Origin of the sequence: Rhizobium sp. NPDC090275, assembly GCF_044772225.1 — a bacterium.
In the GTDB taxonomy this organism is placed as follows: Bacteria; Pseudomonadota; Alphaproteobacteria; order Rhizobiales; family Rhizobiaceae; genus Rhizobium.
Genome location: NZ_JBIVYL010000007.1, coordinates 170,169 through 189,448 on the forward strand (window position 1 = coordinate 170,169; position 19,280 = coordinate 189,448).

Consider the following 19,280-nt stretch of genomic DNA (forward strand, 5'->3'; position numbering starts at 1 on the left):
GTCTAATGCGTCTAAATGCCTGCCGGTCGTCTCAGATCCAGCGTCAGCGGGAACTCCGGTGATCCGGTCTCGATCGCGGGGATATAGCCGCCCGATGTATGCCCCCATGGCTCGAATCGCGCCAGACGCCTAGCTTCGGCTTCGTTACCATTGACCGGGAAGGTGTCATAGTTACGCCCGCCCGGATGGGCAACATGATAGATGCAGCCGCCGATCGAACGCTTCGACCATGTATCATAAATGTCGAAGGTGAGGGGCGTGTTGACCGGCAGCAGCGGGTGCAATCCCGACGCCGGCTGCCATGCCTTGAAGCGGACGCCGGCGACCGAGACGCCGGCGGTGCCCGTCGGCGTCAGCGGCACGGTGCGGCCGTTGCAGGTGACGGTGTAGCGGGAAGAATTGCTGGTCTCGAGCCGCACCTGCAGGCGCTCGACGGAGCTGTCGACATAGCGCACGGTGCCACCGATCGCGCCTTCCTCGCCCATGACGTTCCAGGGCTCCAGCGCCTGGCGCAGCTCCAGCTTCGAGCCCTCATATTCGACCTCGCCGCAGAAGGGGAAGCGGAATTCGAGCTGCGCCTTGAACCATTCCGGGCTGAGATCGAAGCCGTTCTGCTTGAGGTCGGCCAGCACGTCCTGAAAATCCTGCCAGACGAAGTGCGGCAGCATGAAGCGGTCGTGCAGCGTGGTGCCCCAGCGCACGAAGCGGCCATCGGCCGGGTTTTGCCAAAAGCGGGCGATGAGGGCGCGGACCAGAAGCTGCTGGGCGAGCGACATGCGCGCATTCGGCGGCATTTCGAAGCCGCGGAACTCCACGAGGCCAAGGCGGCCGGTCGGTCCGTCGGGCGAAAACAGCTTGTCGATGCAGATCTCGGCGCGGTGGGTGTTGCCGGTGACGTCGATCAGGAGGTTGCGGAACAGGCGGTCGGTGATCCAGGGCAGGGGGGTGACCCCCTTGCCGGGCGCGGGGATCTGGGCGAGCGCGGTTTCCAGCTCGTAGAGGCTGTCGTGGCGGGCCTCGTCGATGCGCGGCGCCTGGCTGGTCGGGCCGATGAACATGCCTGAGAACATGTAGGAGAGCGAGGGATGGCGCTGCCAGTGCAGCACCAGGCTCTTCAACAGGTCTGGACGGCGCAGGAAAGGGCTGTCGCCGGGATTGGCGCCGCCGACCACCACATGGTTGCCGCCGCCGGTGCCGGTGTGGCGGCCGTCGATCATGAACTTGTCGGCGCCGAGCCGCGACTGGCGCGCTTCCTCATAGACGACGCTGGTGATCGCCACGCAGTCCTGCCAGTTCGACGCCGGGTGGATGTTGACCTCGATGACGCCGGGGTCGGGCGCGACGCGGATGACGTTGATGCGCTCGTCCTGCGGTGGCGAGTAGCCCTCGATATGGACGGGCAGGCCGAGCTCGGCGGCGGCGTTTTCGGCGGCCGCGATCAATTCGAGATAATCCTCGATGCGCTCGACCGGCGGCATGAAGACGCAAAGCCGGCCGTCGCGCGGCTCGACCGAGATCGCGGTGCGCACGGCGCCGCCGATCTCGCCCAGCGTCTGCTCGACGCGGCTCTGCCCGGCCTCCTCGCTATGGCGCGAGGCTTCCGGCATGGCGCGGCCGGAGGGCACGAAGACATCGGGCAGCGGCGTGCGGGGGATCGAGGGGTCGGCCGGGTGGATATAGGGGAAGCGGGCCGGGGGCACGTAGGGCAGGGTGCCGAGCGGCAGGCGGTAGCCGACGGGGCTGTCGCCGGGCACCAGGAAGATCTTGCCGCGACGGGTCTTCCACCGCTCGCTCATCCAGCGCTGGCCGGATGCCTGGGCGTTCCAGGCCTGGACGGGGAGGATGTAGCCCGTCGGCGTCGTCAGGCCGCGCTCGAAGACGCGGGCGATGCGGTTGCGTTCTTCCGGGTCCTTGAGCTTGGAATTCGAGGGATCGACATTGTCGGGCAGGCTGCCTTCCTTGAGGATCCATTCGGCGGGGTCCTCATAGGCCGGCAGCACCATGTCAGGTTCGATGGCGAGTTCGCGGGCGATGGCGCCGAGAAGGTTGGCGGCGTCGTCGGCCGCGACACCGGTGTCCTTGCCTTCGCCGGCGATGAGCTCAGGATTGCGCCAGATCGGCTTGCCGTCCTTGCGCCAATAGAGCGAAAAGGTCCAGCGCGGCAGGCTTTCGCCGGGATACCACTTGCCCTGGCCATAATGCAGGAAGCCGCCGGGGGCGAAGCGCTCGCGCAGCTTGCGGATCAGGATATCGGCCTTTTCGCGCTTGGTCGGGCCGACGGCCTCGGTGTTCCATTCGGCGGATTCGAAATCGTCGATCGAGACGAAAGTCGGCTCGCCGCCCATGGTCAGGCGGACGTCTTCTGCCTGCAGGATGCTGTCGACCTTGGCGCCGAGCGCGTTGAGTTCGTCCCAGCTGTCGTCGGAGAAAGGCTTGGTGATGCGCGGATGTTCGGCGACGCGCGTGACCTTCATGTCGAAGGCGAACTCGGTGTTGGCGTGGCCGTAGAGCGCGCCGGAGATGGGGGCGGCGTTGCTATAGTGCGGGGTGGCGGCAAGCGGGATGTGGCTTTCGCCGGTCAACAGGCCCGAGGTCGGGTCGAGACCGATCCAGCCGGCGCCGGGGATATAGACCTCGCACCAGGCATGCAGATCGGTGAAATCGACCTCGGTGCCGGATGGGCCGTCGAGCGCCTTCAGGTCCGGCGTCAGCTGGATCAGATAGCCGGAGACGAAGCGGGCGGCGAAGCCGAGATTGCGGAGGATTTCGACCAGGAGCCAGCTACTATCGCGACAGGAGCCGAGCGCCAGCTTCAGCGTCTCCTCCGGCGACTGCACGCCGGGCTCCATGCGGATGACGTATTCGACGTCGTTCTTAAGACGCGCATTGAGGCCGACGATGAAATCGGTGGTGCGCATAGGGGTGCGGTCGATGCCTGAGAGATAGGCTGCCAGTGCCGGCTCCACCGGCTGCGGCTGCATGTAGATCTTCAGGTCGTCCCTGATCTCCTCAGGATAGGAGAAGGGCCACATCTCGGCGCTCTCCTCGATGAAGAAATCAAAGGGGTTATAGACCGTCATGTCGGCGACGAGATCGACCTCGATCTTGAACTCGGTCACCGGGTCGGGGAAGACGTAGCGGGCCAGATAGTTGCCGTAGGGGTCCTGCTGCAGGTTCACGAAATGGTCCGCCGGCGAGACCTTCAGCGAATGGCTGATCACCCTCGTCTTGGAATGCGACGCGGGCTTGAGGCGGATGATCTGAGGCCCGAGGCGGACCGGCTTGTCGTATTTGTAGTGCGTCAGGTGATAGATGCTGGCTTTGATCGACATGGACTGCCTTATCCGCTGCCGTATCGTTGTACGGCATTTACTGTTCCCAGGTGCAGTGTGTGCAATGCAGCGAGAGAATGCAAGGTAGGGATGGGGTGGTTTGGCGGTCGTGCGTTTGTGCCGTATCATCGCGTCGGATCGGAGATCGTTTCATGACGACAGTGACGGTAACGGAGCAGGGCAGCGCGATTTTGCCGAAAGAGGTGTTGGAGCATCTCGGAATCCGACCCGGCGAGGCGATCAGGCTCGATCTGCTGCCAGACGGGCGCGCGGAACTCAAAGCAGCCGGAGGCAGCGGTTCCTGGCGTGAGCTGAGCGGCATGCTAAAGGGCAAGACCAACGGCCGGACGCTTTCGATCGAGGAAATCAACGATGCCGTCGCCGAGGCGGGAACGGCCGGGATCGTTATCAAGGTAGATCCATTTCCCTCGGATGATGAACTCAACGGCCTTTGGGTGGAAGCCTGGGGCGCTCATGAGGCGCGGGATTTCGGCAAGGTACTCGCTCGCAGTCTCGCCCATCTCGGAGCCTACGAGGGCCCGCGCCTGGTAGGATTTGTCAACGTCGCGACGGATGGTGGTCTGCACGCATTCATTCTGGACACCTGCGTCACGCCTGATATGCGGGGGAAGGGGATTGCCACGATGTTGGTCGAGGAAGCGATACGCGTTGCCCGAGACAGAGGCGCAACATGGCTGCATGTCGACTTTGAACCGCACCTGGTTTCATTTTATCGTGGTTGCGGTTTCAGATCGACAGAAGCAGGTCTAATTCAGCTGTAGGACGGGCGTGTAGCCCCCCGTATCGATGATCTCCTCATCCTCTGGCAAACGTAACTACTGCCTTCAACCCTCGTCCATCACCGCCGGGACCGAGGTCAAGCCTAGCATTGAACAACCCGCAAATCTCCTCGACGATCGGCAAGCCCAATCCCGCACCTGGGGCGCCGGATTGGTCGGCGCGGGAGAAGCGGCGGCGGACGGCGGCGAGTTGGTCTGGCGGGATGCCGGGGCCGTTGTCTTCGACTTCTAGCAGCACGGCATCGTCGAGACCACGGATGCGGACGGTGACCTCGGCGCCGTGGCCGGCATAGGCGATGGCGTTGCCGCTGAGGTTGCGCAGGAGTTCGCCGATCAGAAGCGGTTCGGCGCGGATCATCTCGGGGCCATCGCCTTCGAAGCCGAGATCGATGCCGGCGGCGGATGCGGTCGGGATCAGTTCGCCGGTGATCTCCTGGGCGATCGCGGTGAGGTCGATGGCGGTGGCCGTCAGCGCTTCGCGCGAGGTAGCGGCGTCGATCTTCGCCATCAGCAGCAGCTGGGCGAGCACCCGCTCGGCATGCGCCACGGCTTGGTCGCCCTTCAGCGCCACAGCCTGGGCGTCGGCGAGCGAGGTGGCGCGGGCGGACAGCGCCAGTTGCGTGCGGATGATGGCGAGCGGGGTGCGCAGCTGGTGGCTGGCATTGCCGGTGAAGTTGCGCAGCGCGTCGAGCGCCTGCTCGAGCCGGATCATGAAGCCGTTCACGGTATCGACCAGCGGCTGGACTTCGCTCGGGACCGATTGCTCGATCGGGTGCAGGTCGTCGGGGCTGCGCTCGCCGATCGCGTCGCGCAGCTTGTAGAGCGGGCGCAGCGCCACGGTGACGGAGATCCAGACGATGATCGCGGCGCCGAGGATCATGACCGACAGGCGCAGCGCCGAGCGCAGCAGGATGGCGCGGGCGAGCTGGCGGCGGGCGATGGTGGTTTCGGCGACGGTCACGGTGAAGGGCACCGAGCGGATGCCCGTCGAGGCCGAGCGGTTGAGGGTGGCGACACGGATCGGCTCGTTGCGGAAGCGATCGTCGGCGAAGGCGGCGCCGTCGCCCTTGGTGTCCTTGATGACGGGTAGCGCCTGGTAGCCGGTGATGAAGTCTCCGGGTGGGCCGTCGACGCGGTAGAAGACCCGGTCCTGCGCGGCCGATGTCAGCATTTCCAGCGCAACATAGGGGATGTCGACCTGCAACGAGCCGTCTTCGGCAACGACGACGCGCTCGGCGATCGCCAGCGCCGAGCCGGCGAGAACGCGGTCGGAGACGATGTTGGAAGTCTCGACCGCCTCGCTATAGGTGTCGGCGAGCGCCACGATGCCGATTACGGCGGTGGAGATCAGCAGCCAGAAGAGCAGTCGCCGGCGGAGCGAATAGGCCGACGTCATGAGGCCTCGGGCGGGGCAACATAGGGTGCGGGCTCGGGCAGCTTGTCGAGGTAGTAGCCGATGCCGCGCGCGGTCTTCACCGTGAGCCCATGCGGGGCAAGGCGTTTTCTCAGGCGGCTCACATATTGTTCGATGGCGTTGGCGGAGATGTCGTCGTCGAAGGCGGTGAGCGACTGGATGATCGCTTCCTTGGCAACCACCTTGCCGGCGCGCATGAAGAGGATTTCGAGCAGGCCGAGCTCGCGGGCGGGGATGTCGAGCGGTGTGCCACCGGAGAAGAAGGCGCGCGAATTCAGATCGAGCGACAGGCCGCCGAAGCTGACGGTCGCCGAATGCAGGCCGGCCTGGCGGCGCAGCAGCACACGCACGCGGGCCTCGAATTCGGAGATGTCGAAGGGCTTTATCAGGTAGTCGTCGGCGCCGAGATCGAGCCCCTTGACGCGTTCTTCGGGGGTGCCGCGTGCGGTGAGGATAAGGACGGCGGCCTGGTTTTGGCGGGCGCGCATGGCGCGCAGCACGTCGAGGCCGTCCATCTCGGGCAGGTTGAGATCGAGCACCACGAGGTCGAAGCTCTCGGCCGCCGTTACCGCATTGGCGGATGCGCCGTCATGGACGACATCGACGGCATGGCCGGTGCCGCGCAGAATGGCCGACAGCCCGTCGGCCAGCGCGATATTGTCCTCCACCAGTAGAATGCGCACGGATGTTCCCTTGATTTTTGCCGGAGACTACAGGGCGGCGCTGACGATGTCACGATGCGCTTTTTACGGCTTCACTGCTGCGCGATGGCTGCCATCAGCTCGATGAAGCGTGGGTCGGAGCGGATGTTGTCGAGGTCTGAATCGTTTTCGAACCAGCCGATCTGGTAGGAGGAGCTGTTGGGCAGCAATTGCTGCATGTGCTCGACGGCGCGGTCGGTTTCTCCGAGCAAGGCGTGGACGCAGACGGCGTTGTAGCGGGTGATGACGTCGTGCGGGTCCATGGCGAGCGCGCGGTTGATCCAGGAGACGGCGCGCCTGTCGTCGCCGATCTGCGCGTAGGCAAGGGCCGCGCGGTGCACGGGGGCGGAGTTGCCGGGGTTCTGCTCGGCGGCGCGCTCGGCGCGGACCGCCCCTTCTGCCGCCCATTTGCGGCCATCCTCGGGAAGTCCGAGCGAGCGGAAGGCGGCGGCGAGCAGGACCGGGGAGACGTAATCATCGCCGTAGAGGCTGGCGGAGCGCTCGAAATAGATGATCGCGTCCTCGAACTGGCCGCGCTTGAACAGGCGGTGGGCGAAGTGGAAATTGGCCTCGAAAAGATTGGGATCGAGTGCCAGTGCGCGGGCGAAATAGACGTCGGCTTCCTGGTCACGGGCGGCGTGATGGAGCGCGATGGCGCGGGCGGCGTGGGCTTCGGCGAGATTGGGGTCGAGCGCCAGCGCCTTTGACGTCATTTCGAGTATCTCGTCGATCGGCAGCTCGGCTGCGTACCAGATGTAAAGCGCGCTGTCGCAATCGGCGATGCCGGCATAGGCGCGGGCATAGTTCGGATCGAGCTCGACCGCCTTGTAGAACATGCGCCTCGCCATGATCAGATAGGACATGGTCATGGTGCGGGCGAATTTGCGGCCGCGCAGATAGTAGGTGTAGGCCTCGACATTGGTGGTGGGGTCGCTCTCTATGGCGCGCACTTCCTCCGGCCGCATCTTGACCTTCAGCTGGCCGACGATGGCATGGGCGATCTCGTCCTGGATGGCGAAGATGTCGGTCAGGTCGCGGTCGTAGCGATCGGCCCAGAGGTGGTCCTCATTGCAGGCGTCGATCATCTGGGCGCTGATGCGCACGCGGCCGCCGGATGCGCGAACACTGCCCTGCAGCACATAGCGGACCGACAGCTCGCAGGCGATCTGGCCGATCTTCATGGCGCGGCCCTTGTAGGCGAAGGTGGTGTTGCGCGGGGTAACCAGCAGGCCCGAGATCTTCGACAGGTCGGTGATGATGTCTTCCGTCAGGCCGTCGGAGAAATACTCCTGGTCGGGATCGCCGCTCATGTTGGTGAAGGGCAGCACGACGATCGAGCGCGTGCCGGCGATGGGCGTTTCGGAGGCCACGCCAGTGCTCTGATCAGGGAGATCGACGAGCACGGCGTAGACGTGGACCTTCTGCTCGATGTTTTTCAGCGTCTGGCGACCGCGATCCTCAAAACGCAGGTCGAGACGGGCGCCGACATGGTCGCGTACCGAGGAGGAGACGGCGATGCCGCCGGGGTCCGCGACGGCTTCAAGACGAGCGGCGACATTGACGCCGTCGCCGAAGATATCGCCGCCCTCGACGATGACATCGCCGAGATTGACGCCGATGCGAAAGCGGATGCGGCGTTCCTCGGGCACCTCGGCATTGCCGAGCGCGATGCCGCGCTGGATTTCGACGGCGCAGGCGACCGCGTTGACGACGCTGCCGAATTCCACCAGCAGGCCATCGCCCAGCAGCTTCACCACCCGGCCGCCATATTCGAGGATCGCCGGCTCGATCAGCTCGACGCGGTGACGGTTGAAGGCCTTCAGCGTGCCAGCCTCGTCGATGCCCATCAGCCTGGAATAACCGACGACATCGGCGGCGAGAATGGCTGTCAGTCGTCGCTCCAATGCGGCCTCCGCGTGATAGGGCAACTGGGTCGCGGGAAGTCTAACGTCTTTGGCGCTGATTGTCGCGCGCGACGGTTACGCCTTTGGACGGGGATTGAGCATGTGCAGCATGGCGCGGTGGGCAAATGGCGCGGGTCCTGCTCCCTTGTGCCTGATCGCGCAGTCATGCATTCTCATTCCATGAGGAGACTGCCACTACTTGCGTTGATGTTGCTCTGTCCGGGCTTGGCTCTGGCGGAGCCGATTTTCTATCCGGCTGTGTCGGGCAATGCTTCGGCACCCGTGCTCGTCGTCTATTCCTCGCTCGACGAGCCGCTGGCGCAGCCGATGATCCGCGGATTTCAGGAGGCGAACCCCGACGTCGCCGTCACCTACGAGGACATGCTGACCGGGGAGATTTACGATCGCATCGTGCAGGAGACTGACGCGGGGAAGCCGACGGCGGATTTCGCCTTTTCGTCGGCCATGGACCTGCAGGTGAAGCTTTCCAACGACGGCTATGCGCAACCGAGCAACCTGCCGATGAGCGGGATCTGGCCGAAATGGGCGAACTGGCGCAACACCGCCTATGCGCTGACCTTCGAGCCCGCCGTCTTCGTCTATCACAAGCCGAGCTTCGTCAACGAGGAGCCGCCGAGCTCGCGCGCCGAGTTCGTCGACTATCTGAAGCGCAAGGGCGACGCGGTGCATGGGCGGATCGGCACCTATGATATCGAGCGCTCCGGCGTCGGCTTCCTGTTCATGGCGCGCGACCAGGAGCAGTTCGGCGATATCTGGTCGGTCATCGGCGCCATGGGGGCGGCGGGGGTGAAGCTTTATTCGACGAGTTCGGCGATCCTGGAGCGGGTGTCGGACGGGCGCTTCGTGCTCGGCTACAATATTCTCGGCTCCTATGCCGCCGATTGGGCCAAGCGTAACCCGCAAGTCGGCATCGTGCTGCCGAAGGATTATACGGTCGTGATGTCGCGGATCGGGCTGGTGCCGCAGGCGGCGGCCAATCCGGAGCTTGGGCGGCGCTACCTATCCTTCTTCATGTCGAAGGAGGGGCAGACAATCATGGCGCGGGAGCTGCAGATCCCGGCCGTCAGCCCTGAGGTGACCGGTGAAAACACCGCCAACACCATGCAGGCGCTGCTCGGCGCGCAGCTGAGGCCCGTGCCCGTCAGCCCCGGCCTGATGGTCTATCTCGACCAGGTGAAGCGGGCGCGGCTGATCGCGCATTGGAACGAGGTGCTGCGCACGCAGTAAGTGCTAGATCAGTGTCGGATGAGCGCTGGGCGTGTTATTTTGGCGCATTTATATCGGAAGGGTTGCATAAGTATATTGTCGCCCGACTTCATCGGTTTTGCCGGGAAATGCGGGATTTGTATTGAACATTTAAAGCCCAAAATTGGTATGGCGCGGCTACTATTCTTTTAACCCTCAGGCTCCATATTAGGAAATTGGAAAGGTCGGGAACCAATCGCGGCGTCACGCGTTTTCGAGTTTCAGGCAGGCATGCATTCCACAGATATGGGCACTACCGCATGAATATTCTTATTGTCGAAGACGAATTGTTGATCGCGCTCGATCTCGAATCCATCGTCGAGGATCTCGGTCACACCGTCATCGGCCCGGCCCGAACGCTGGACGAAGCTCTGGAGCTTGCCGAGCAGGCCGAGGTGGCTCTGGTGGATGTTCAGCTTGCCGATGGCGTGACCGGCCCCGCGATAGCCGAGCGTCTTTCCAGCGAGCATGGCGTGACCGTCGTCTTCGTCACCGGCAATCCCGAGATGGTGCGCAACAGCCGCAGCGCCGTCGGCGTCGTCTCCAAGCCGCATTGGCCTGAGAAGGTATCGGAAGCGCTCGATTACGCGGCCGCGATCCGCTTCGGCAAATCGCTGATCTCGCCGCGCTTCCTGATGCCGCTGGCATCGTAAGCCGCTTGGCGGTTCTCTAAATTCTCATTTTTCTGATTTGAAAATAGGTCGGCTTCGGCATCGGATGATGCCGCATATGCAGGCCGCTCGACAGCGCGCCCGTGGTGTTCGCCAGGGATGGGTGTTTTGACCTATTCGCGCGACGCTCCGCTTCTCAGCGGAAGCGGCATGGGCGCTGGGCGTTCGAGAGCAGTTCCTGCTTCGTCGCGAAGGAGCCGAAGAGCTTGAGAAGACGCTGCTCCTCTTCCTTTTCCAGCCGGTGACGGCGCGAAAAATCGGCGACGCTCCAGACTTCCCGCAAGCGGTCATTCTGGCGGTCGTCGTTGATCTGGTTGATGTCGATGTGCGTGCTCATGGCGCAAATTCCCCTATTACTTTCGTCTAACGTCGAAAGGCGACAAGGGTTCCCGCCGTGGATCAAAAATCCGCTGCTTCGGCCAAGAATTCGAATTGCGGCAAAAAAGTGTCCGACATCACTGGATAAGCGCGGGGTGTCAGCTAAATGACAGCTTGTTGTGGTCCCTTTTGACGAACTTCAACTCCGTGGAGGCGGATAGGGGAAGTTTCGGGAGGAGTTTCGCCAGATATTTCGGATGCCTTTTCGCATCCATTTGCGCTGTCCTTCCCGATCCGATCGAGAACAATGCGTGGTCACAGACCGCGCTCATGGAGGACAGTCTCTTGAAGCATATTTTCCTGACCAGCATTTTTGCGGCGGCAATCGCGCTGCCCGCCTATGCCGCCGACTATTCGATCATGGCGCCTGCCGCTCCCGGCGGCGGCTGGGATCAGACGGCCCGCACCATGCAGACCTCGCTGCAGAGCGAGAAAATTTCCGGCAAAGTTCAGGTCATGAACGTTCCGGGCGCCGGCGGCACGATCGGCATCGCCCAGTTCGCCAGCCAGCAGAAGGGCAATCCGAACGCCCTGCTCGTCGGCGGCTATGTCATGGTCGGCGCCATCCTGACCAACAAGTCGCCGGTGACCCTCAAGGACGTAACCCCGATCGCCCGTCTGACCGGCGAATACGAGGCCATCGTCGTGCCGGCCAATTCCGATATCAAGACGGTCGCCGATCTGGTCGCCAAGCTGAAGGAAAATCCGGGCGCGGTTTCCTGGGGCGGCGGTTCTGCCGGCGGCACCGACCACATTCTCGTCGGCCTGCTCGCCAAGGCTGCCGGTGCCGATCCGACCAAGATCAACTACATCGCGTTTTCCGGCGGCGGCGAGGCTCTGGCCGCCATCCTCGGCGGTCAGGTGACGGCAGGCGTTTCGTCCTATGGCGAATTCGAAGGCCAGATCAAGGCCGGTGCGCTGCGCCTGCTGGCGATCTCTGCCGACAAGAAGGTTGAAGGCATCGACGCGCCGACGCTGAAGGAATCCGGCTTCGACGTCGTGCTGCAGAACTGGCGCATGGTTGCCGCGGCTCCCGGCCTTACCGACGAGCAGAAGAAGGCCGTGACCGATGATGTCGAGAAGCTCGCCAAGTCGAAGACCTGGCAGGACAACCTGAAGACAAAGGGCTGGATGGACACCTATCTCTCCGGTCCGGAATTCGAAGCACAGCTCGCGCAGGACATTTCCGCGACGGAAACGATCCTGAAAGACATCGGACTGGTTAAATGAACCGCGAGAGTCAAGTGATATCGCAACAGCGCCGCCCTGATTGGGCGGCGCTTGTTATTGCCGCCGTGCTGGTCGCCATGGCGGCCGTCATCTTCTTCGACGTGGCGCGCCTCAACGAAACGACGGGCTATTCGCAGGTCGGGCCGGCGACGGTGCCGCACTGGATCGCCTATGTCCTCGTCGGACTGGGGATCTGGACCGTCTTTGCCGCGTTCCGTCGCGATTTTCCCGAGCGCGAGCGCCAGGAGTTTGGCCCGGTGGTCTGGGTCGTCGCCGGTCTCGTCGCGCAGATGGTGCTGATCCGGCCGCTCGGCTTTTCGATCGCCACCGGCGCGCTGTTCGGTCTTGCCGCCGCCGGCTTCGGCGCCCGCAGGATCTGGATCAGCATTCCTGTCGGCATCGTCATCTGTCTCGGCATCTACTGGCTTTTTGCCGTTGTGCTTCAGCTTTCGCTTCCGGCGGGACCGCTGGAACACCTGATCCATTGACGGGAGCCCTGAGAGTAGCATCATGAGCACATTCGAATTTCTTCTACAGGGCCTGGTCTCGGCGATGGAGCCGATGAACCTGCTCTATGCGCTGATCGGCGTCACGCTCGGCACCATGGTCGGCGTCTTGCCCGGCATCGGCCCGGCCACAACAGTGGCGCTTCTGTTGCCCGTCACCTACCAGCTCGACGCGACCGGCTCGCTGATCATGTTCGCCGGCATCTATTACGGAGGCATGTATGGCGGCTCCACGACATCGATCCTCCTGAACACGCCCGGCGAAAGCGCCTCGATCGTCACGGCGCTCGAGGGCAACAAGATGGCGCGCGCCGGACGCGGCGGGCCGGCTCTCGCCACCGCGGCGATCGGCTCTTTCGTTGCCGGCCTGATCGCCACGCTGGCGCTTGCCTTCATCGCGCCGCTGATCGTCAAGATCGCGCTCGTCTTCGGTCCGCGCGAGTATTTCGCGCTGATGATCCTCGCCTTCGTTACCGTGTCCTCGGCTTTCGGCAATTCGTCGCTCCGCGGCCTTACCTCGCTGTTCATCGGTCTTGCGCTGTCGCTTGTCGGCATCGACCAGCTGACCGGCCAGAACCGTCTTTCCTTCGGCGTTCCGGATCTGCTCGATGGCATCGAGGTGACGACGATGGCGGTGGCGATGTTTGCGATCGGCGAGACGCTGTTCATCGCGGCACAGGGTGCATCCGCGCCCGACAAGATCGAGGCGATCAAGGGTTCGGTCTGGATGACGGCGCAGGACTGGGCACGCTCCTGGAAGGCCTGGCTGCGCGGCACCGTGATCGGTTTCCCGATCGGCGCCATGCCGGCCGGCGGTGCCGAAATCGGCACGTTCCTCTCCTATGCGACCGAAAAGAAGCTCTCCAAGCATCCGGAAGAATTCGGCAATGGCGCGATCGAAGGCGTCGCCGGCCCGGAAGCCGCCAACAACGCCTCGGCCGCCGGCACGCTGGTGCCGCTGCTCACGCTCGGGCTGCCGACTTCGGCAACGGCGGCGATCATGCTGGCCGGCTTCCAGCAATATGGCCTGCAACCGGGACCGCTGCTGTTTGCCACCAACCCGCAGCTCGTCTGGGGCCTGATCGCCTCGCTGCTCATCGCCAACCTGATGCTGCTCGTCCTCAACCTGCCGCTGGTCGGGCTGTGGGTGCGCCTGCTGACGATCCCGAAGCCCTGGCTTTATGCCGGCATTCTGGTCTTTGCGACGCTGGGTACGATCGGCGCCAATCCTTCGGTGTTCGAACTCGGCATGTTGTTGGCGTTCGGGCTGGTCGCCTATGTCATGCGCGTCTTCGACTATCCGATCGCGCCCGTCATCGTCGGCCTGATCCTCGGACCGCTGGCGGAGCAGCAGCTGCGCCGCGCGCTCGCCATCAGCCAGGGCGATGTGACGACGCTCGTGCAGTCGCCGATCGCCGCCGTGCTGCTCGGTCTGGCGGCCTTGGCGCTGATCCTGCCGCTCATCCTTCGCCTGCGCGGGCGCGGCGATGTGCTGACACAGATGGCGGCCAGCGAAGACTGAGGCGCCTTCAGACAAAGAAAAAGACTGCCCAAACCCCTCGACTCCACGGCCGGCGATAGACATATCCGCCGGCCGTTTCTCGTTCAGGGTGGGCCGTCGCCGGCGCCGTTGACGTGCCTGAGAAAATCGAGGACGCGGCGGGTGAGCACTTCGGCGGCGTCGGAATCCCAGGAGGGGAGCGAGCTGTCGGCGAAATAGTGCTGGTCGCCGGGGTAGAGGAAGAGGCTCGCGTCCTTCACGTGCTCCAGGATCTCGCGGGCGGCATCGATATCGCCCTCGCGCATGAAGATCGGGTCGGCATCCATGGCATGGATCTGCACCGGCACGCCCTCCGGCCAGGGGCCGAAGGACCACTCCCCTGATATCGGCAGGCAGGCGTGGAACAGAAGCGCGCCGCGCGCGCCGGGCCTCGTCTGCGCCAGCTGCTGCGCCGGCACGACACCGAAGGAGAAGCCGGCATAAACAAGCTCGGCCGGCAGGTCGTCGGCCAGCCTGACGCCGCGCTCGCGCAACGCATCGAAACCGGTCGCCCGGATATAAGCCATGCCCTCGTCGATGCTTGCAAAGACATGGCCGTCGAAGAGATCGGGCGTGTGGACGACATGGCCTGCGTCGCGCAGGTGATCGGCGAAGACGTGGATGCCAGGCGTCAGACCCTGGGCGTGATGAAAGAGCAGGACTTCGGCCATGGGTTACCTCCGGGAGGGGTAGGTATGGCGGGGGTGGGGGAAGTCCATGGGGAGAGGTTTCGCCGCCTTCAGAACCAACGGCAAGGTTACCTAGAAATATGTTGGAGCAAAAAATCCGGGCGGCGCGGCAGGTGGATCGACCAATTTGCTTTTGAAGCAAGCAGCATGTGCAAACCAAGCCTGCCAGTTGCCATCCGCGGTTTCGGCGGTCAGGCGGAGCGGGTTAGGAGAGGCGGGCTCGATGTCCATGCCGCAAAGGCAACAGGGACCCCATTCGACCTGTGGTTCGTTTCTCGACATTCGGCTTCCCTATCAGCTCGGCAGGACGAGCGCTGCGTTTGCAGGTTTTCTGATTGCGACTTAAAGTTTTATAACATGCTCCCTACATGATCGGAATATCGCGGCGCGTTTTTGGCGCAATCGGGGGAAGTGGACTTGCTTGTTGGCCTCACCGTGTCGCCGAGGGCATGGGCGAAGGGCTGCCTGACGGACGGCTCACGGGCCTTTTCTCGTTGCTTTGTCGAGTGCTTTCGAAAGCCAGAGGTCGTGTCTCTCAGGATAGCAGCCGTAGGGAGCGAAGTAGCAATGCCTCTCGTACGTGTAGCGGCTTGGATCCATGCCCTCGATCGAGAGCCCCAAAAACGAGTAGCCTCCGGCGATCACCGCAAACAGGCAGAGCAAAATGGCCGCAAACTTAAAGTGACGTTTTGTTACCAATGGCACTCCCTCGACGCGAAAGCTTACATCTTCGGGACTGCTGGTTCGTCAATAAAATGGCTCAAATTGCCAGGACCTGAGCCCTGAATAAAACGGAATAGTCTGCTGTTAGTCGGCTGTGGTCATGCACGTCTTCTCACGCTGGGTTGTGCTTTGCGATGCAATTACCAAATAGCTTTAAGCCAGGGAGGAATGCGGCGTGCTGCTGTTAAGATACATTTCGCTAGTTGCTGGAGCCTACTTTCTGGTGGTGCTTTTGAGCGTGGTGGTTTTTGGCGAGCCACGTTGGGGAGCTTGTTTTATCCTCCTGGTGTTCGCCGAGTTCTCCCGTCTTGTCACTGTCTGGTTCAACTTCGGTCTGCGGGGAAAATAGTGCCGATCTCGATGGCAGATGTAATGCAGGCGTATTGCCGTCCGAAGGACCGAATAGCGCTGGCTCACCCCGCCTATTCCCGCATGGCTGGGTTGAAATCCCGGCGGTTGTGGTTCCCACCGCGCGCGCCCATATGTGAGCAGTCAATCATATGCTAGAGAAAGAAAGACAATGTCCTTCCGTCAGTCCATTCGTGATGGCTTGCTTGGCCGCGCCTTTGCGATGATCGGTGCCGCGAATGCAGCCAGCGCCGCCGTCCAGTCCGGCCGCCGCCCACGCGAGCGCGATCTCAACAAGCTTGGGATCGATCCGAGCCTGTTCGGCCGCATCAATCACTAAGCCTGCAAGATAGAAGCGGCCGTTGGTCGCTTGAAACGAACCAGCCCGCAACCTCTCGGTCGCGGGCTTTATTTTTGTCTGAGATTGGGGCTGCGACGTGAGCCGCAGCCGGATCAGCGTCAGGCCTGAACCTGCTGTTCCTTCTGCGCATGCGTCTCGCCATGCGCCTGCTCTTCGGCCTGTTCCTTCCTGTTGTAGCGGATGGAGGACCAGAGCGAGATGCCGATCAGGGTCGCGCCGCCCAGCCCGGTGATGACTTCGGGGATGTGATACAGCGTCTGCACATACATGATCACCGAGAGGATCAGGATGGCGTAGAAGGCGCCGTGCTCGAGATAGCGGTATTCGGCAAGCGTTCCCTTTTCCACCAGCATGATCGTCATGGAGCGCACATACATGGCGCCGATGCCGAGACCGATGGCGATGACGAAGAGGTTCTGCGTCAGCGCGAAGGCGCCGATGACGCCGTCGAAGGAGAAGCTGGCATCCAGCACCTCGAGATAGATGAAGGCGCCGAGGCCACCCTTGGCGGCGGCGCTCATCGTCTTTTGCGAGGCATCCAGCAGGCCGCCCACCACCTCGACCGCGAGAAAGGTCAGAAGACCATAGATGGCGCTATGGACGAAGGTGCTCGCTTCCGCTTCCGGCAGGAAGGAGGAGAAGACCAGGATGAGGGCCAGCACGAAGGCGATCTCGATGCCCTTGATGGTGGCCGAGCGGGCCATCATGCGTTCGAGGCCGGCAATCCAGTGCACCTCCTTCTCATGGTTGAAGAAGTAGTTGAGGCCGACCATCATCAGGAAGGTGCCGCCGAAGGCTGCGATCGGCAGATGCGCGTCGTTCATGATGCGGGCATATTCGGCAGGCTCGCGGGCGGCGAGAACCAGGGCTTCCCATGGGCCGATCTGCGCCGCGATGGCGACGATCGCCAGCGGGAAGACGATGCGCATGCCGAAGACGGCGATGACGATGCCCCAGGTCAGAAAGCGATGCTGCCATTCCGGCGTCATCTCCTTCAGCTTGTTGGCGTTGACGATGGCGTTGTCGAAAGAGAGCGAGATTTCGAGTACGGCAAGCACCGTACAAATGAAGAAGACGGTCGCCATGCCGCCTATGGTGCCGGTTGTCTGCCATCCAAGGGCTGCGCCGAGCGCCAGGCCGACGGCCGTGACGATGAAGGACCAGGTGAAGTAGCTGAGTGTCGATTTCGTCTTGGCGGGGGTGCTCATGAGCGAACCTCCCCACGGATCGCGGTGTTCAAGGGCGTGGATACGCGAAGAGAATGCGACATACCACAACGGGCATGCGCGTAAGGCATGGTGTGCTTTTTCATCGAATGAAAATCCGCCGGCTTATTTGCAGGCGGTACCGACATCGCGAGAGCGCCGTAAAAACTCTCGCCAGAGGGGCCCGGCACCAGGTTGCCCGTCGGCCGATGTCTGAGGCCGAGGGATGTTCACAGAGATAGTCAAGTTCGCGGCTCAGTCAAGATCGGGCTGGCGCGCGCGATCGCTTTTCTCGGGAACCATCCGGGCCTCCGGTCGTTAGCTCCTCAGTTGCCCGACAGATGTGTCGCCGATGGGCCGCCGACTTCGGTCGCGGCGCGCTCGGTGCGCGGTCGGGAAACGGAGCCAGTGTAACGAGAAGGGAGAGGACGACCATGCCGACCCACAGCCACGTTCCAGACACCCATATTCCCGACAAGCGCACGCAAGCGCCAGACCGCATGAAGCGGGCAAAGCCGAACCGGATGAAGACAGCCCAGGTGATGCCGCCGCACCAAGTAGATTTGACGCTGACGCCGGGCGTTCACCACGACATCCACGTGCCCGCGCATGTGACGGGTGGAGATTTGTCGCGCGAGGGGCCGATCACGAGTGACGACAAGGGCTCCGACAAGAACTGAATTCCAGCCGATAGCGAGAGAGATATATGACCGCAAATACCGTGCCCGTCGACCTGACCATGAAGCATGAGAGTGAGTGGCGGGCGATTGCCGTCCCTGCCACGGCGACTGTGCGTGTTGGTGTGAGGGCGGGAGAGACAAAGCGGGGCGGTGGTGAGGGGCGATCTGCGGGTTGAAGGTGATCTTGCCGGGGAGTGTCCGTCACAAGATCGCTTATCACGGGGGCGATACCCCACCCGCCAACGTCATCCTCGGGCTCGTCCCGAGGATCTGCCGAGGGTTGGTCTGGGCTGGACGTGCGTGGATTTTAACGCCGGTGGGCGGTCCATGACCGTTGCACTCGCGGAGGCGTGCTTAGATCCTCGGGACGAGCCCGAGGATGACGTCGCCGGGTGTGGTTTTCCCGATGGCACAGCCGCACGAGAGGCTGTCGTAATCGCCAGTAAAGCTTGTTTCGTCGTTATTGATTCCGCCGGTGCCACACGCTCCGCCGTCATCCTCGGGCTCGTCCCGAGGATCTGCCGAGGGTTGGGCTGGACGGTACGTACATGGATTTTAACGCCGGTGGGTAGTCCATGACCGTTGCACCCGCGGAGGCGTGCTTAGATCCTCGGGACGAGCCCGAGGATGACGTCGCTGGGTGTGGTTGGCGTCGTGGCATACTGGCACGAAAGGCTGGCCACCACCCTCAAAACCCGATTGTTTCCTCAAACGCGTCCCAGGAACGGGTGAGTTCGTAGCGGCCGATGCCGGGGAGGGCGAAGTGGCCGAAGTAGGGGCTGAGCTGGAATTCGGCGAAGGTCTCGCTGAGCTTGCCGACGGCGCCGACATAGATCGCCGACGCCAGGCCCGTGCGGTTGGCGCCGTGTTCGCAGTGGATGAGGAGCGGCTTGGGCGCATCCGCCATCAGCTTGGCGAGGCGCTCGGCCTCGGGGATCGGCAATAGCTTCGACGAGGACATCGGGAAATCGATGAGGGTGATGCCGGCCTTCTGAGCGGCTGCCGCCTCATTGCGGTACCAGTCGGTGCGCTCCTCGTCGCGCAGGTTCACGATCGTCTTGATGCCGTAGGTATCGGCATAGGTGGCGATGTCGGAGCCGCTCGGTTGGGCGGAGCGGTAGAGCTCGCCGGGGATGACTTCGTGGAAATTTCCGGTGAGCTGGCCGATGCCGGCATGGCCAAGGACTAGGAGCACAGCGCCTAGCGCGAGGCCTGCGGGCCACTTCAGAAATCTCATATATCGTCGCGTCATGCGTTTACTTCTTCTCAGCAGCCATCGTGGCCTTTCCATCGTCGCTGTCGCAGCGATCGTGCCTCACATGGGGAGCGGAGGGAGGCCATGCCAGCGATTTCGGCGACCGGCGCCTTCAATCAAACGTGAGCGGAGGGCTGTAGCGGGCAAATGGCGCGATGATGTGGCGGCCGGGGGAAGTTAATCTAGCCAGGCGAAACTTGCCGGGGGCAAATGGCGCTTGCCAACCTTTCGGAAAGGATTGCGCGGCGATAATCGGCCATCACGGGAATCGGGACGC

General features: G+C 63.1%; 16 protein-coding genes and 1 pseudogene. 9 read left to right on the forward strand and 8 right to left on the reverse strand.

Translation table 11 applies throughout. The annotated features are described in order from the left end of the window. Positions 1-11 precede the first annotated feature (11 nt). Positions 12-3,332 carry a DUF2126 domain-containing protein gene (locus tag ACIQUB_RS19015; protein WP_402931331.1) on the reverse strand — a complete coding sequence of 1,107 codons (3,321 nt, stop codon included), beginning with the start codon at positions 3,330-3,332 and terminating at the stop codon, positions 12-14. Positions 3,333-3,484: 152 nt separating this feature from the next. On the opposite strand from ACIQUB_RS19015, the pseudogene ACIQUB_RS19020 reads away from it, so the two are divergent. Together ACIQUB_RS19020 and ACIQUB_RS19025 are read left to right on the forward strand one after the other, a co-directional pair. Beyond that, a pseudogene (locus tag ACIQUB_RS19020) lies at positions 3,485-3,733 on the forward strand (AbrB/MazE/SpoVT family DNA-binding domain-containing protein); the annotation flags it as partial. Next, positions 3,734-4,114, forward strand: coding sequence for a GNAT family N-acetyltransferase (locus ACIQUB_RS19025; protein WP_402931503.1), 381 nt, complete (start codon positions 3,734-3,736; stop codon positions 4,112-4,114). 34 nt (positions 4,115-4,148) lie between these two features. Here the strand turns inward: ACIQUB_RS19025 and ACIQUB_RS19030 are convergent, their stop codons facing one another. From ACIQUB_RS19030 to ACIQUB_RS19040, 3 genes are all read right to left on the reverse strand, one after another. Then, positions 4,149-5,528, reverse strand: a complete 1,380-nt coding sequence (locus ACIQUB_RS19030) for a sensor histidine kinase (RefSeq protein ID WP_113235961.1) — start codon at positions 5,526-5,528, stop codon at positions 4,149-4,151. Further along, positions 5,525-6,229, reverse strand: a complete 705-nt coding sequence (locus tag ACIQUB_RS19035) for a response regulator transcription factor (protein ID WP_113235960.1) — start codon at positions 6,227-6,229, stop codon at positions 5,525-5,527. Before ACIQUB_RS19035 ends, ACIQUB_RS19030 begins: the two co-directional genes overlap by 4 nt. 71 nt (positions 6,230-6,300) lie before the next feature. Further along, positions 6,301-8,151 (reverse strand): adenylate/guanylate cyclase domain-containing protein, encoded by a 1,851-nt coding sequence (locus ACIQUB_RS19040; protein WP_113235959.1) that lies wholly within the window; start codon positions 8,149-8,151, stop codon positions 6,301-6,303. 207 nt (positions 8,152-8,358) lie between these two features. On the opposite strand from ACIQUB_RS19040, the gene ACIQUB_RS19045 reads away from it, so the two are divergent. Both ACIQUB_RS19045 and ACIQUB_RS19050 read left to right on the forward strand, forming a co-directional pair. Then, positions 8,359-9,399, forward strand: coding sequence for an ABC transporter substrate-binding protein (locus ACIQUB_RS19045; RefSeq protein ID WP_402931504.1), 1,041 nt, complete (start codon positions 8,359-8,361; stop codon positions 9,397-9,399). A 194-nt stretch (positions 9,400-9,593) separates the two neighbouring features. Next, complete coding sequence (locus ACIQUB_RS19050; protein ID WP_402931334.1) at positions 9,594-10,070, forward strand: response regulator; 477 nt, start codon at positions 9,594-9,596, stop codon at positions 10,068-10,070. 154 nt (positions 10,071-10,224) lie between these two features. Here the strand turns inward: ACIQUB_RS19050 and ACIQUB_RS19055 are convergent, their stop codons facing one another. After that, entirely contained in the window at positions 10,225-10,425 is a 201-nt protein-coding gene (locus ACIQUB_RS19055) for a hypothetical protein (protein WP_018899795.1), read from the reverse strand. A gap of 311 nt (positions 10,426-10,736) precedes the next feature. On the opposite strand from ACIQUB_RS19055, the gene ACIQUB_RS19060 reads away from it, so the two are divergent. Genes ACIQUB_RS19060 through ACIQUB_RS19070 form a run of 3 tightly spaced genes read left to right on the forward strand, consistent with a single transcriptional unit; the run spans position 10,737 to position 13,724 of the window. After that, positions 10,737-11,696, forward strand: coding sequence for a Bug family tripartite tricarboxylate transporter substrate binding protein (locus ACIQUB_RS19060; protein WP_402931336.1), 960 nt, complete (start codon positions 10,737-10,739; stop codon positions 11,694-11,696). After that, a complete protein-coding gene (locus ACIQUB_RS19065) occupies positions 11,693-12,184 on the forward strand; it encodes a tripartite tricarboxylate transporter TctB family protein (protein WP_113235958.1) in 492 nt (163 codons plus the stop codon). Before ACIQUB_RS19060 ends, ACIQUB_RS19065 begins: the two co-directional genes overlap by 4 nt. A gap of 22 nt (positions 12,185-12,206) precedes the next feature. Then, the gene (locus ACIQUB_RS19070) at positions 12,207-13,724 is read left to right on the forward strand and encodes a tripartite tricarboxylate transporter permease (protein WP_113235957.1); all 1,518 of its coding nucleotides are present in this window, start codon (positions 12,207-12,209) and stop codon (positions 13,722-13,724) included. An 83-nt stretch (positions 13,725-13,807) separates the two neighbouring features. On the opposite strand, the gene ACIQUB_RS19075 is transcribed toward ACIQUB_RS19070, so the two are convergent. Continuing rightward, positions 13,808-14,413 carry a dienelactone hydrolase family protein gene (locus ACIQUB_RS19075; protein WP_113235956.1) on the reverse strand — a complete coding sequence of 202 codons (606 nt, stop codon included), beginning with the start codon at positions 14,411-14,413 and terminating at the stop codon, positions 13,808-13,810. A gap of 1,261 nt (positions 14,414-15,674) precedes the next feature. Between ACIQUB_RS19075 and ACIQUB_RS19080 the strand changes: the two genes are divergently transcribed. Then, the gene (locus ACIQUB_RS19080; RefSeq protein WP_018899785.1) at positions 15,675-15,842 is read left to right on the forward strand and encodes a hypothetical protein; all 168 of its coding nucleotides are present in this window, start codon (positions 15,675-15,677) and stop codon (positions 15,840-15,842) included. Between the two features lie 119 nt (positions 15,843-15,961). Here ACIQUB_RS19080 and ACIQUB_RS19085 read toward each other — a convergent pair whose 3' ends face one another. After that, on the reverse strand, positions 15,962-17,071 hold the full coding sequence (locus ACIQUB_RS19085) for a DUF475 domain-containing protein (protein WP_111563409.1): 1,110 nt from the start codon (positions 17,069-17,071) through the stop codon (positions 15,962-15,964). Between the two features lie 431 nt (positions 17,072-17,502). Between ACIQUB_RS19085 and ACIQUB_RS19090 the strand changes: the two genes are divergently transcribed. Next, positions 17,503-17,748 (forward strand): hypothetical protein, encoded by a 246-nt coding sequence (locus ACIQUB_RS19090; RefSeq protein WP_047509565.1) that lies wholly within the window; start codon positions 17,503-17,505, stop codon positions 17,746-17,748. Positions 17,749-18,436: 688 nt separating this feature from the next. Here ACIQUB_RS19090 and ACIQUB_RS19095 read toward each other — a convergent pair. Beyond that, positions 18,437-18,985, reverse strand: a complete 549-nt coding sequence (locus ACIQUB_RS19095) for a dual specificity protein phosphatase family protein (RefSeq protein WP_402931341.1) — start codon at positions 18,983-18,985, stop codon at positions 18,437-18,439. Positions 18,986-19,280: the final 295 nt, after the last annotated feature.

Bases quoted from the DNA above. Each gene is read 5' to 3' on its own strand.
- ACIQUB_RS19015 (WP_402931331.1), bottom strand. From the start codon at position 3,332: ATGTCGATCAAAGCCAGCATCTATCACCTGACGCACTACAAATACGAC.
- ACIQUB_RS19030 (WP_113235961.1), bottom strand. From the start codon at position 5,528: ATGACGTCGGCCTATTCGCTCCGCCGGCGACTGCTCTTCTGGCTGCTG.
- ACIQUB_RS19045 (WP_402931504.1), top strand. From the start codon at position 8,359: ATGTTGCTCTGTCCGGGCTTGGCTCTGGCGGAGCCGATTTTCTATCCG.
- ACIQUB_RS19055 (WP_018899795.1), bottom strand. From the start codon at position 10,425: ATGAGCACGCACATCGACATCAACCAGATCAACGACGACCGCCAGAAT.
- ACIQUB_RS19060 (WP_402931336.1), top strand. From the start codon at position 10,737: ATGGAGGACAGTCTCTTGAAGCATATTTTCCTGACCAGCATTTTTGCG.
- ACIQUB_RS19065 (WP_113235958.1), top strand. From the start codon at position 11,693: ATGAACCGCGAGAGTCAAGTGATATCGCAACAGCGCCGCCCTGATTGG.
- ACIQUB_RS19070 (WP_113235957.1), top strand. From the start codon at position 12,207: ATGAGCACATTCGAATTTCTTCTACAGGGCCTGGTCTCGGCGATGGAG.
- ACIQUB_RS19075 (WP_113235956.1), bottom strand. From the start codon at position 14,413: ATGGCCGAAGTCCTGCTCTTTCATCACGCCCAGGGTCTGACGCCTGGC.
- ACIQUB_RS19080 (WP_018899785.1), top strand. From the start codon at position 15,675: ATGTCCTTCCGTCAGTCCATTCGTGATGGCTTGCTTGGCCGCGCCTTT.
- ACIQUB_RS19085 (WP_111563409.1), bottom strand. From the start codon at position 17,071: ATGAGCACCCCCGCCAAGACGAAATCGACACTCAGCTACTTCACCTGG.
- ACIQUB_RS19090 (WP_047509565.1), top strand. From the start codon at position 17,503: ATGCCGACCCACAGCCACGTTCCAGACACCCATATTCCCGACAAGCGC.
- ACIQUB_RS19095 (WP_402931341.1), bottom strand. From the start codon at position 18,985: ATGAGATTTCTGAAGTGGCCCGCAGGCCTCGCGCTAGGCGCTGTGCTC.